This window comes from Paenibacillus sp. PvR133 (assembly GCF_017833155.1).
GTDB lineage: Bacteria > Bacillota > Bacilli > Paenibacillales > Paenibacillaceae > Paenibacillus > Paenibacillus polymyxa_B.
Genome location: NZ_JAFIBS010000001.1, coordinates 5,341,754 through 5,354,581, shown reverse-complemented (window position 1 = coordinate 5,354,581; position 12,828 = coordinate 5,341,754). Strand labels below are relative to the sequence as shown.

Below are 12,828 nucleotides of genomic sequence, written 5' to 3'. Positions count from 1 at the left end.
CTGAATAATTATGTTTAATGAAAAGAATGAAATGGAATGAAGTCGAATTTTTGAAGGAGGGTGTTATGGGAGAGCAAACCATCATCCGATTTGAACGGGTGACCAAGCAATATGACAACGATCCCCCAGTGCTGGCGGACGTCAGCTTTGAGATTGAGCGTGGTAAATTTTATACACTGCTGGGTCCTTCCGGCTGTGGTAAAACAACGATTCTGCGTATGATTGCAGGTTTTGCGGAGCCGACAGAAGGCTCTATTTATTTAAATGGAAAACTCATTAATCGTGTTCCAGCCAATGAGCGGCAGGTCAATACGGTTTTTCAAGATTATGCGCTATTTCCGCATCTGAATGTGTTTGAAAATGTAGCCTTTGGTCTGCGCATCAAAAAGATGAACAAAAAGGACATTCAGGAGAAGGTGACACAGGCGTTGTCCTTTGTCAATCTGGAAGGCTACGGTGAGCGAGAAATTTCTGAGATGTCTGGGGGACAGCGTCAGCGTGTAGCCATCGCACGGGCTATCGTCAATGAGCCTGATGTTCTGTTGTTGGATGAACCGTTGTCTGCACTGGATTTAAAGCTGCGTACAGAAATGCAGTACATTTTGCGCGAAATGCAGCAGCGTCTTGGAATTACCTTTATTTTCGTTACGCATGATCAGGAGGAAGCGCTGGCCATGTCGGACGAAATTTTTGTCATGAACAAAGGTAAGATTGAGCAGAGTGGTACGCCTAATGATATTTATGATGAGCCGATTAATCGGTTTGTTGCTGATTTCATCGGCGAATCCAATATTGTCCCAGGACGGATGATTGCGGATTACCAAGTGGAATTTAACGGTCGACAGTTTGAATGTGTTGACGGAGGATTACGTCCGAACGAGCCCATTGAAATTGTGATCCGGCCAGAGGACTTGGAGATTACGAGTGTGGCTGAAGGCAAGCTACGTGTAAAAGTGGATACCCAATTGTTCCGAGGTGTTCACTATGAAATAAGCTGCTATGATGATTCGGGTCAGGAGTGGCTCGTACATTCTACCAAAAAGGCGGAGCTGGGCAGTGAAATCGGTCTGCGATTTGACCCGGAAGCGATCCATGTGATGCGGTTCGGGGAAACAGAGGAAGAATTTGATCGGCGTCTGGAAGCCTATGAAGAGGTGGATCAGCATGTCCGGTAATACAAGAGCAGCGTATCTGCTGCCTTACTATTTATGGATTGTGCTGTTCGTGGCAGCTCCGGTTGTACTTGTGTTTTACTATTCATTATTTGATGTGGATGGTCATCTCACCTTCAACAACTACGCTCAGTTTCTGACACCTGTTTATTTGAGCATGACGCTTAGCTCGTTCTGGTATGCATTTCTGATCACTGTATTTTCACTGTTAGTTGCTTACCCGGCAGCATATTTGCTCACACGCACCAAGCATAAGCAACTGTGGCTGTTGCTCATTATTTTGCCGACCTGGATTAACTTGCTACTCAAAACGTATGCTTTTATAGGGATCTTTGGTACCTATGGCCCGGTGAATGCGGTGTTAGGTATGGTTGGGTTGGGAGGTCAGCAATTATTGTTTACCAGCTCCAGCTTTGTGTTTGTGTCGGTTTATATTTTTGTGCCTTTTATGATTTTGCCCATCTATAACGCGTTGGAAGGTTTAAACCCTTCATTGCTGGACGCAGCCCGTGATTTGGGAGCCTCCAGGTGGACCGCGTTTCGCAGGGTTATTTTCCCGTTAACGCTTGCGGGTGTGCGATCCGGTTGCATGGCTGTGTTTATTCCAGCGTTGTCGCTGTTTATGATTACCCGCCTGATTGCAGGTAACCGTGTGATTACACTGGGGACAGCGATAGAGCAGCATTTTCTGGTTACTCAGGATTGGGGTATGGGCTCTACGGTTGCCGTGTTCCTGATTTTGGCGATGGGGATCATTATGCTGCTCACCTCGGGAACGAAACGGAGGGTGCGGCATGGTAAATAAAAACCGATTCGGGAATATTTATTTGGTGATTGTTTTTCTCGTGTTGTACGCACCTATTTTGTATTTGATGTACTATTCCTTCAACAGTGGCGGGACGATGCATGAGTTTGAAGGTTTTACACTTCAATATTACAAAGAGGTGTTTGCAGACACTCGCTTGATCATTATTGTCATTAACACCTTGGTGATTGCTCTGCTGTCGTCTGCGTTAGCTACGATTATTGGCATCATGGGTGCGCTGGCTATTCATCAGATGCAGAACCGTCGAGTCAAGAATACGCTGCTGTCGCTCAATAATGTATTGATCGTGAACCCGGACGTCATTATTGGCGCTTCCTTCCTCATTTTGTTCACGATGGTCGGGATTAAGCTGGGTTTCTACTCCGTTTTATTATCCCATATTGCATTTAGTGTGCCGATTGCGGTCATTATGATTTTGCCGCGGTTGCAGGAAATGAGTCCATCTCTGGTCGATGCCGCGCGTGATTTGGGTGCCAGTCGAATGGATGTGCTGACCAAGGTGATTCTACCCTTTATCAAGCCAGGGATTTATGCGGGCTTCTTTATGGCGTTAACATACTCGCTGGATGATTTTGCGGTGACCTTTTTTGTGACAGGTAGTGGCTATTCGACCTTATCGGTGGAAATATACTCACGTGCCCGTCAAGGGGTTTCCTTGTCCATCAATGCGCTATCCACGCTCATTTTCCTGTTTACTGTGCTGCTGGTGGTGGGTTACTACTTTATTATGCGCAAGGCGAATCGTAATGGTAAAAAAGAGCCTGCGGCAGAAATGGGGGTGCCTAGATGAAGTCACTTGTGCGCGTGTTTCTGTCCATCTTCATCATCTCGTTTGGGCTGATGGGGGTGGCCGCATGGCTTAATTCCAGTCAAGGCTACTCCGGTGGCAACACACTGACGGTGTACAACTGGGGAGACTACATTGATCCTGAGCTGTTGGAACGGTTTCAGAAGGAGACGGGGATTACTGTCATTTATCAGACCTTTGACTCCAATGAGGCGATGCTGACGAAAATCGAGCAGGGAGGAACTTCGTTTGACGTAGCGGTTCCCTCGGAATATGCTTTGGCTAAAATGAAGCAGGAGCACTTGTTGCTCCCGTTGGACCACAGCAAGCTGCCGAATTTGAAGCATGTGGATTCTCATTTTCTAAACCTTTCGTTTGACCCGAATAATGAATACTCGGTACCGTATTTTTGGGGTACAGTCGGGATTGTGTTTAACCCTGAGCTGACGAAAGGCATTGATTTTCATAGCTGGAACGGTCTGTGGAATCCAAAGCTACGTAATAACCTACTGTTGGTTGATGGTGCGAGGGAAGTCGTAGGAATGTCACTGAACAGCCTTCACTATTCCTTGAACGATACGAATGAGGCACATTTACAGCAGGCTTTGACGAAGTTGGAGAAATTAGCGCCTAATGTCAAAGCGGTTGTCGGTGACGAGATTAAAATGCTGCTGGCAAACGAGGAAGCTGCTGCCGGCGTTGTATGGTCCGGTGATGCGTCTGAAATCATGGATGAGAACGAGAAGCTCGATTACATCGTGCCAGATGAAGGCTCCAACTTGTGGTTTGATAATATGGTTATTCCAAAAACCGCTACGCATGTGGATGCGGCCCATAAGTTCATCAATTTCATGATGCAGCCCGATGTAGCCGCTCAAAATGCCGAGTTTGTAGGATACTCCACACCTAATGAGGATGGAAAGAAGTTGTTGCCTGAAGATATCTCTGGTGACGAGCGTTTTTATCCTCCGTCCGAAATTACAGATAAGCTGGAAGTATACAACAATCTAGGCAAGCGCATGCTCGCTCATTACAATGAATTGTTCCTGCAATTCAAAATGCATTTAAAGTAGGGGAGTGGCGTTGAGATTAGGGGTTGGTGCTTTAAAGGTCGCTGCGGTGGCGGATGGTGCTTACCATCGCTGTTAAATTCCGATTTTTATGATTGAATATTTAAAGGTGAAAATCGGAATTTAAAGGCGACCGCTCCGCTTGTCCAGCACCATTCCGCCCCCTCCGCTGCACCGTGCTTAAAGGTACGCACCCATTAATCCCTACGCCGATAGCCGGTGGGAGTAGTGGAAGAGCGAAAAGGCCTCTGAGCCACCTGTACGGGTGGCTCAGAGGCCTTTTTTATGTTTACTCACCGCGCAAAGCGGTGAGTATTTTTTTACCCCTGCGTCTCCCACACACGTTAGAGAATTGTGGGACTTTAAGGCGGGCAGTGAGCGAAGCGGGCCATTTGAATCTGGAGAAGCGGCAGCGTTCGCCTTTGCTGTGGGATTCTTACCTATAAATGTTTTATCCAATTCAAGAATCCCACCGCAACAGCGATCGGAAGATCAAATGGACTGCGCAGCGCCTCTCCCATCTTAACTCCCTATAACCCTCTAACAAACTTCTCTATTTTATCCAACCCTTGCTCCAGCACATCCTGCCCGTAAGCATAAGACAAGCGAATGTATCCTTCGCCATAGGAAGAAAAGGCATCTCCAGGTACGACAGCCACTCCATGCTCTTCCAGCAGCTTCAAGGTAAAATCCATAGAGCTTAATCCAAAATGCGCGATGGAAGGGAAAAGGTAAAAGGCTCCCTCGGGTTTCTCCAGCGGGATACCCATGTCTGTCAGCCTTCCATGTACATAATCACGACGCTTGCGGTATTCCTCACGCATCGGAAGTGCATCATCGACACCAGTGGTCAAGGCTTCCAGGGCAGCATATTGGCTAATCGAGCTGGCACAGGTTACGTTGTACTGATGGACTTTGACCATGTGCTGTGTAATTTCAGCGGGTGCAAGTGTAAAACCAATGCGCCATCCCGTCATGGAATGTGATTTGGACAGACCGTTGATGACGATGGTACGCTCCCGCATGCCTGGTAGAGCTGCAATGGACACGTGGGGGGTATCGTAAATCAGTTCACTGTATATTTCATCCGAAATGATAAACAGATCGCGCTCCTTCAGTAAATCCGCGACTGCTTCCAGTTCTTCACGGCTCATCACTCGTCCGGTTGGATTCGAAGGATATCCGAGAATGACTGCTTTTGTCCGTTCGGTCAGATAAGGCTCCAGCACCTCGGCCGTGAGCTTGAAGCCGCTACTGCGAGTATCGGCAAACACAGGAATGCCGCCTGACAAACGGATCAATGGCTCGTACCCTGGGTAGATCGGCACTGGCAGAATGACTTCATCGCCGGGTGACAAAATCGTGCGTAAGGTAATATCCAGCGCTTCACTGGCTCCGTTCGTTACGATAACCTCATCCTGTCCACGGTAATTTAGGCCGTATTTACGAGCTACAAACGCCGCTGCGGCTTCTCGTAATTCCGGCAGTCCCGGATTAGGTGTATAGGAGGTGCGTCCTTCGTTAATCGCCCGATGAGCAGCTTCCATAATATGCGCAGGGGTAGGGAAGTCCGGCTGTCCGATCGTTAATGACAGGGTTCCGGGTAATGCGGCAACTTTGTTGGCGATTTTGCGGATGCCGCTGATTTGAATGTTTTTAACCTGATCGTTAAGCAAATGCTCCATAGCTTATGTGCCACCTTTTTCTGTATTAGAACAAGTTTACAATAATTTGATCTGAATATGCTACGGCAAGAAGAATTCATTTTTATATGATGGTTTTGCAAAAATCCAATAAGCGACTTCCAATGAACAATATATAGACCGAAGTGGTCTAGTGCGTCTATATATTGCACTTTGGAGCGACTGGAATCGAATTTTGCAAAATCCTTACATAATTAAGGTACTAAATTGACTAATTTATGGTATCTTAAAAGAAGAATATATTTGTAAGCGTAATCATAGTAAAAATGGGGAGGGGAGTATCTTTTGATGAAACAAGAATACATAGTAAAAATATTACCCACGAAATTAAAAAGGTTCGGAATCACATGGCTCAGTGTCATACTGGTGCTTTCAGCTGGAGGGCCGGTAGGGTTGTCCAGTGGAAAAGCTTCGGCAGAGCCTGCATCTTTTGCAGGAAAAGAGGTGCAACCTTCACCCGTAACTGTAGGGGCAAGTGTATATGCAGATGTCTATTTTCCTAAAAAGCTTCGCATCCACGATATACAGGGGGTAGCACACCGTTCTCCATATGAAGGACAAAAAGTAGCGGATATTGAAGGCGTTGTCACAATGGTGAAGGGGAGCAGCTTCTATATCCAAGAGATGGATGATCAAGTGGATCAGGATGAAAAAACATCCGAGGCCATTTTAGTGTACAAGCCTAGTCACGGTGCACAGGTAGGGGATGAGGTAAGGGTTAGCGGTTCGGTGAAGGAATACACGGAAAGAACATATGCAAGTAAGCCAATCGACTTGACGACCACAGAAATTGTGGCTTCTTCGGTTGAGGTAATTGCCAATGACCGTCCATTGCCATCTCCAATTTTGCTAGGTGAACAGAGACGTGTGATGCCGACATCTGTTGTGGATCATGACGGAATGGCGGTGTTTAATCCACAGGAGGATGGCTTGGACTTTTTCGAAAGCCTGGAAGGCATGCGTGTAGAGTTGAAGGATGCCACTGTGATTGGTCCTTATGGCTATGAAATTCCAGTCCGAATTGATAACGGTCCAAACACAGGTGAGGTTGTAACGGAGGCAGGCGGACTCATGCTGACAGAAAGAAGTCTGAACCCGCAACGGATTCTGATTGATGCGAAGCCTTCGACACCGTTGAAGACAGGCGATCGTTTTGCGGGTCCTATCACAGGTGTGGTGAGCTATAGCTTTAGCAATTATAAGCTGCTGCCAGAGCGTCTGCCAGATGTTGTACCTGGCGGCCTCCAGCCAGCCAATACGCGTTTGATACGCGATGATCGTAAGCTGACAGTAGCTTCTTTTAATGTGGAAAACTTTGATCCCGGTGATGGAAAACGAATAGATCAGCTGGGGCAGGCTATCGCCGTAAATTTGAATCATCCGGATATCATAGGATTGCTGGAAGTGCAGGATAATAACGGTGAGAAAGATGATGGCACCACAGACGCTTCCAAAAGCTTCCATGTGCTCATAGAGGCGATTCGTGCTCATGGAGGCCCAGAATACGCTTTTACAGATATTGCCCCTGGAAATAATAAGGATGGCGGTGCCCCCGGTGGCAATATCCGTGTTGGCTTCTTGTACAATCCGCAACGTGTTACGCTGACCGACAAGCCAAAGGGGGATTCAGTTACGTCTGTCACTTATGGAGTGCAGGGACTCTCTCTCAACCCGGGTCGGATTGATCCCCTGAATGCGTCATTTGAAGACTCGCGCAAGCCGTTGGCCGCTGAATTTGAGTTTGAAGGCCAGCAGGTGATTGTGGTCTCTAACCATTTTAATTCCAAAGGGGGCGATCAAGCGCCATTTGGAGGAATTCAGCCACCTGTGCGAAGCAGCGAAATACAGCGTGCGAAGATTGCAACGATTGTGAATGGCTTTGTAAAGTCGGTACTGCAAGTGAACCCTAAGGCCAATATAGTGGTGCTCGGTGACCTGAATGATTTTCAATTTTCGGAAACGCTGGCTTTGCTACGGGGGCAGGAATTGACCAATCTGATTGACAATTTGGATGAAAAGGAACGGTACTCCTATATTTATGAAGGTAACTCGCAAACATTGGATCATATGCTGGTCAGCCCGTCACTGAGCAAAACATCCGTGCTGGATATCGTTCATATGAATGCAGACTTTAGTGCGGCGGACGGGCGGGTAAGCGATCATGATCCGTTGGTTGCGCAAATAGATTTGCCGCGCAAAACGGAAGAACCACCGACAGATGGTGGGAGTGGCCGAAATGACGATGACGATGACGATGAGGATCAGCAGGATAACGTTGGAAACGCCAACGCTGGGAATAGCAGTAGCAGTAACATGAATGGAACGGTAAATGGGCAGGGTCAGACTGCCAGTAGTGAACCCAATGGAAGCAGCCTGTCTGGTACAAATGTGGTGCAAGTCAAGTCTGTAATGATCGAAGTGGAGCAAAACGGACTGAAAAAGGCAGTTGCTCAAGTACCGGCTGCTGAAATACAAAAGGCCATTCAAAATGGCGCGAAGGGTACGCTTGTGATCCGTGCAGGGGAGCAAGTAGAAGCGAGGACGTATGAGATTCATTTAAGCGGGGAAGCTTTGGGAGACGTCTTGAACGACCGTATTCGTACCCTTCGAGTGGAAACGCCACAAGGTGGATATGAAGTAGCAACAAGTCGTTTGTCTCTTCAGAAACTGGCTGATACCTGGCAGGTTCCTGTAAAACAAATTTCCTTGAATTTTTCCATCACTTCGAACGAAGAACTGGCTAAACGCTTGGATGTTCCGACAGGGCGCAAACTGTTACAGGCTTTGGATATCGCCGCTGAGCTGAGAAACGAGGATGGACGGAAACAGCTTTTGGCAGGTAACGGAGATTCTGGTAGTGGGTATGAACGTTATCTGTTACGTGTTCCTGCAACGGTCGATGCAGACCAGCTTGCTGTAGTGAAGGTATCGACCAACCAAGCCGGACAGCTGTCCTATCAGCCTGTTCCTTTTCACGCTGCGAGTGAGGAAATAACCGTGTATGGACGTTCGGGAGGGACTTACGCTGTGCTTGATGGCGGGGCTTCTGGTGAAGTCAGATCGTTCATAGATATATCCGGTCATTGGGCGCAGCAGGATATTACACGGCTGGCGACTCGCCTGCTTGTGACGGGGACCGATTCAACAGCGTCTACAGCTAGTGCGACTCGTGAAAGGGACTTAGCGAATATGCATTTTGAGCCTGAAGGCCAGGTGCGACGCTCTGAACTGGCAGCGATGCTGATTCGGGTGCTTGGACTGGAGCATACAGATCGCACGCTGACGAGCTTTGACGACGTTCAAACCGAATCGTGGTATGCGGATTCCGTACGTACCGCAGCAGCAGCCGGGCTGATCAACGGGTATGCTGATGGAAGCTTCCGTCCTAATACACCGGTATCGAGGGAGGAACTGGCTGTGATCATAGAGAGAGCCTTACGCTTCGCTGGGAATACAGAAGAAAATACAGAAGAAGCAACAGGAAGTAAATCCGTGTCATTATCGGATGCGCAGGAGATCTCTACATGGGCAGCTCCGGCTGTGAAGACTTTGTCTGGACTAGGTATTATGAAGGGAGACGAGAAAGGCCGTTTTGGCCCGGCTACATCTGTGACGAGGGCAGAAGCAGCGGCTGTATTATCACGCACACTGGATAAGCTACATTGGGAATAGAAGACTTCACTATACAAATGTCAGATTGATTGACTTTATACGATAGTTAAGTTATCTTTTGTGGAGAGGTAGTATGATAAAGTAGAATGAATTACGAATGAAGAGGTGAAATGTCGTGGGAGTAACAGCTAAACAAATTTTTGTGAATTTACCAGTTAAAAACCTGCAACAGTCCATTGATTTTTTCACTACCATCGGATTTGAATTCAGCGCTCAGTTCACTGATGAACATGCAACCTGTATGGTTGTTAGTGAGCATATTTTTGTCATGTTATTGGTTGAAGAACGTTTTAAAGCGTTCACGACAAAAGAAATTTCAGATGCGACAAAAAGTACAGAAGCGATTGTTGCCTTATCGGTGGAAAGCCGAGAAAAGGTAGACGAGATTGTCCACAAGGCTTTGGAAGCGGGCGGCAAACCCTCGAACGAACCTCAAGATCATGGTTTTATGTATGGATGGAGCTTTCAGGATTTGGATGGTCATCTGTGGGAGTTCTTTTATATGGCAGAGCAGTAATGGAAATAAGAATGATGAAGTAAACGAAGTATCATGGAAAGTAAGCTATCCTCAAAAGATAGTTTGCTTTCTTTATTGTATGTTATTGAACTCACCGGGAGGAATCACAATGTCTAACGAAATGAGAGTCTACCCTGTTCAAGCTCTGAGCGAAGCCCTGGCAGATTCACTGAGTCGACTGTTAATCGACGTGGTTGCAGACGGTGCATCTATAGGTTTCTTACCCCCATTAGGTTATGAGGAAGCAGCAGCTTATTGGAACAATGTACTTGGGGATGGCGTAGTTCTGTGGATTGCCGAGAAGGACGGAGTACCTGTAGGGACGGTCCAGCTGCATTTGGCACAAAAAGCTAACGCTATTCATCGTGCGGAAATTGCAAAGCTTATGGTGCATCCGTCCGGACGCAGACTGGGGATCGCACGACAGTTAATGAAGGTAGCGGAAGAAGAGGCACTAAGTCAGGATAGAACGTTACTGGTGCTCGATACGCGGGTGGGTGATCCCTCCAATGGACTATACGAGTCGATCGGGTTCGTAGAAGCTGGTGTTATTCCGGGTTTTGCTCAATCAGCCGATGGTCAGCTGCACGCCACTCGATATTATTATAAGCCATTAAATCTGTATTCTAGTCATAGCTGAGCATTTACCGAATAATTGTGGTATATACGGGTAATCATAACTTGTCATAGGATTACATAGTTTTTTCCGCGTTTATTCGACTGGAAAAGCACGGGAATAGAAACGTATAATAAAGAGGGGATCAGAAAAGGTCTTTTTATGTCAATTTGGGTGTACTGAATTGAAGAACGTAGCAAACACAGCGGAGGAATCAGAGAATATGAGGTTGGAGCATGATTTTTTAGGTACCAAGGAAGTGCCATCAGATGCCTATTACGGTGTACAAACGCTGAGAGCAAAAGAAAATTTTCCAATTACAGGCCAAAGACTGCACCCTGAGTTGATTAAAGCCATGGCGATCGTGAAAAAGGGAGCAGCGACGGTAAATATGGAACTAACCCGTTTACATCGCCCCAAAGCAGAGGCCATTATTGAGGCTGCTGATGAGATTATACAAGGACAGTTGCATGATCATTTCATCGTCGATCCGATTCAGGGCGGCGCAGGCACGTCCATTAATATGAATACAAATGAAGTGATTGCGAACCGTGCGTTGGAGCTGATTGGCAAGCAACGCGGAGATTATCAGGAGATCAGTCCTAATAATCATGTTAATATGGCGCAATCGACGAACGATGCTTTTCCTACTGCCGTACACTTGGCTGTATTAAGTATGATTGATAAGCTGTTAGCCACCATGAGTGAGCTTCAGGGAGCATTTTCCCGCAAGGCAAATGAGTTTGATAGTGTGATTAAAATGGGGCGGACTCACTTGCAGGATGCAGTGCCCATCCGATTAGGGCAGGAGTTTCAGGCTTATGCGCGTGTGCTGGGTCGTGATATCGGACGCGTCCGTGCGACCAAGCAGCACCTGCTAACGATTAATATGGGTGCAACTGCGGTGGGTACTGGCCTGAATGCAGACCGTCGTTATATTCAGCGTGTCGCAGAGGTACTGGCAGAAGTCAGTGGCTTCCCTGTGGAAGCTGACGAAAATCTTGTAGATGCTACACAAAATACGGATGCTTATACTGAAGTGTCTGCTGCCTTGAAAATTTGTATGATGAATATGTCTAAGGTGGCAAATGACATCCGGTTAATGGCTTCCGGACCTCGTGCAGGTCTGGGAGAACTGAGTCTGCCTGCTCGTCAGCCAGGGTCATCCATTATGCCGGGCAAGGTAAATCCGGTGATGTGTGAGGTTATTAACCAAATTGCTTTCCAAGTCATTGGTAATGATCATACAATCTGCTTGGCTTCTGAGGCTGGTCAGCTCGAGCTGAATGTGATGGAGCCTGTACTGGTCTACAATCTGCTGCAATCGCTGGAAATTATGAAGCAGGGCTTCCACGTCTTCCGCATTCATTGTGTGGAAGGAATTGAAGCGAATGTGGAGCGTTGTCGTGAATATGTAGAGAACAGTGTAGGCATTATTACAGCGCTTAATCCGCATCTTGGATATGAGGTGGTATCACGTATTGCTCGCGAAGCAATTACGACTGGGAAATCGGTGCGTGAGTTGTGCTTGCTGTACAATGTACTGACCGAGGAGGAGCTGGACATTATATTGGACCCGTACCAAATGACTCAGCCTGGTATTGCCGGAGAATCTTTGCTGAATCGCGAATAATGATGCGGAGTATGGAGTTTAGACAGCTTTGAGGCAAGACGAAGATAGCCCCGTCGAATCTGGCGGGGCTATTGTTATGTGATAACACAGATGTAATACGGGTGCCAGCGTGCATAGGGGAGTGTCCTGTCAAGGATGATATGGCTACGCTTATGGTAGAAAAGGGAGAGTTGGATGTTGCTAGAAAAATTATTGGCATACAAAGAATTAGGAATAGGACTCATTGTACTTTTAGTGTTGTTTGCGCTCATCATCAGAGGACTGATACGTGGTCGCAGAAATCGGATTTTACGTGATCTGGACCCACGCAAAATTGGAATTCATGATATAGATCGTATGGAGGATGGCTCGGAATTTGAACTTTATTTGCAACGGTTATTATCCGCGCTTGGCTATAAGGACATCTATAAAACAACCAGTAGCCGGGATTTTGGAGCGGATCTGGTTTTTACAGACCGTGAAGGCGTCAGAGTTGTCATACAGGCCAAACGTTATGGGGTACAACATCCGGTAGGCTTGGGAGCAGTGCAGGAGATTTATACCTCTATGCGTTATTATGCAGCTGACAAGTCCCTCGTCATCACCTCCGGCCGTTATACGGAATCCTGTAAAACACTTGCTGCTGTCAACGGGGTTAAATTATTAGACCGCAACGACTTGATGGACATGATTGATTTATTCAAGACGAAACACCGCGAGGAAGTCATGGATCTCATAGAAAGTAAAACCGAAGTGATTGCTTCCAAATGGAGTAAAAGTAAATAAGATTGGGGACTGATTGTTAGGCGATGTTATTCGAGCCTGGTGGTCAGTCCCTTCTATTTTTTCATAA

General features: G+C 47.0%; 10 protein-coding genes. 9 read left to right on the top strand and 1 reads right to left on the bottom strand.

The genetic code is table 11. From position 1 onward, the window contains the following. Positions 1-65 precede the first annotated feature (65 nt). The 4 genes from JOE49_RS23335 to JOE49_RS23320 are packed head-to-tail and all read left to right on the top strand — an operon-like array spanning position 66 to position 3,858. A complete protein-coding gene (locus JOE49_RS23335) occupies positions 66-1,175 on the top strand; it encodes an ABC transporter ATP-binding protein (protein ID WP_028542542.1) in 1,110 nt (369 codons plus the stop codon). After that, a complete protein-coding gene (locus tag JOE49_RS23330; protein ID WP_028542541.1) occupies positions 1,165-1,977 on the top strand; it encodes an ABC transporter permease in 813 nt (270 codons plus the stop codon). Before JOE49_RS23335 ends, JOE49_RS23330 begins: the two co-directional genes overlap by 11 nt. After that, the gene (locus JOE49_RS23325; RefSeq protein ID WP_013311255.1) at positions 1,967-2,788 is read left to right on the top strand and encodes an ABC transporter permease; all 822 of its coding nucleotides are present in this window, start codon (positions 1,967-1,969) and stop codon (positions 2,786-2,788) included. The genes JOE49_RS23330 and JOE49_RS23325 overlap by 11 nt, the downstream gene beginning before the upstream one ends. After that, entirely contained in the window at positions 2,785-3,858 is a 1,074-nt protein-coding gene (locus JOE49_RS23320; protein ID WP_028542540.1) for an ABC transporter substrate-binding protein, read from the top strand. Before JOE49_RS23325 ends, JOE49_RS23320 begins: the two co-directional genes overlap by 4 nt. Before the next feature lie 527 nt (positions 3,859-4,385). Here JOE49_RS23320 and JOE49_RS23315 read toward each other — a convergent pair. Next, entirely contained in the window at positions 4,386-5,540 is a 1,155-nt protein-coding gene (locus tag JOE49_RS23315) for an aminotransferase A (RefSeq protein ID WP_209943010.1), read from the bottom strand. Positions 5,541-5,846: 306 nt separating this feature from the next. Between JOE49_RS23315 and JOE49_RS23310 the strand changes: the two genes are divergently transcribed. The 5 genes from JOE49_RS23310 (at position 5,847) to JOE49_RS23290 (ending at position 12,761) form a co-directional block, all read left to right on the top strand. Further along, positions 5,847-9,230, top strand: coding sequence for an S-layer homology domain-containing protein (locus tag JOE49_RS23310; RefSeq protein WP_245248748.1), 3,384 nt, complete (start codon positions 5,847-5,849; stop codon positions 9,228-9,230). A gap of 115 nt (positions 9,231-9,345) precedes the next feature. Next, entirely contained in the window at positions 9,346-9,747 is a 402-nt protein-coding gene (locus JOE49_RS23305) for a VOC family protein (protein WP_023989581.1), read from the top strand. Between the two features lie 109 nt (positions 9,748-9,856). Next, the gene (locus JOE49_RS23300; RefSeq protein WP_209943005.1) at positions 9,857-10,387 is read left to right on the top strand and encodes a GNAT family N-acetyltransferase; all 531 of its coding nucleotides are present in this window, start codon (positions 9,857-9,859) and stop codon (positions 10,385-10,387) included. Positions 10,388-10,586: 199 nt separating this feature from the next. Further along, positions 10,587-11,996: an aspartate ammonia-lyase gene (aspA, locus tag JOE49_RS23295; protein WP_209943697.1), complete on the top strand. Its 1,410-nt coding sequence runs from the start codon at positions 10,587-10,589 to the stop codon at positions 11,994-11,996. 174 nt (positions 11,997-12,170) lie between these two features. Continuing rightward, a complete protein-coding gene (locus JOE49_RS23290) occupies positions 12,171-12,761 on the top strand; it encodes a restriction endonuclease (protein WP_209943003.1) in 591 nt (196 codons plus the stop codon). The last annotated feature ends 67 nt before the right edge of the window (positions 12,762-12,828 follow it).

Bases quoted from the DNA above. Each gene is read 5' to 3' on its own strand.
- JOE49_RS23300 (WP_209943005.1), top strand. From the start codon at position 9,857: ATGTCTAACGAAATGAGAGTCTACCCTGTTCAAGCTCTGAGCGAAGCC.
- JOE49_RS23335 (WP_028542542.1), top strand. From the start codon at position 66: ATGGGAGAGCAAACCATCATCCGATTTGAACGGGTGACCAAGCAATAT.
- aspA (WP_209943697.1), top strand. From the start codon at position 10,587: ATGAGGTTGGAGCATGATTTTTTAGGTACCAAGGAAGTGCCATCAGAT.
- JOE49_RS23290 (WP_209943003.1), top strand. From the start codon at position 12,171: ATGTTGCTAGAAAAATTATTGGCATACAAAGAATTAGGAATAGGACTC.
- JOE49_RS23310 (WP_245248748.1), top strand. From the start codon at position 5,847: ATGAAACAAGAATACATAGTAAAAATATTACCCACGAAATTAAAAAGG.
- JOE49_RS23315 (WP_209943010.1), bottom strand. From the start codon at position 5,540: ATGGAGCATTTGCTTAACGATCAGGTTAAAAACATTCAAATCAGCGGC.
- JOE49_RS23325 (WP_013311255.1), top strand. From the start codon at position 1,967: ATGGTAAATAAAAACCGATTCGGGAATATTTATTTGGTGATTGTTTTT.
- JOE49_RS23320 (WP_028542540.1), top strand. From the start codon at position 2,785: ATGAAGTCACTTGTGCGCGTGTTTCTGTCCATCTTCATCATCTCGTTT.
- JOE49_RS23330 (WP_028542541.1), top strand. From the start codon at position 1,165: ATGTCCGGTAATACAAGAGCAGCGTATCTGCTGCCTTACTATTTATGG.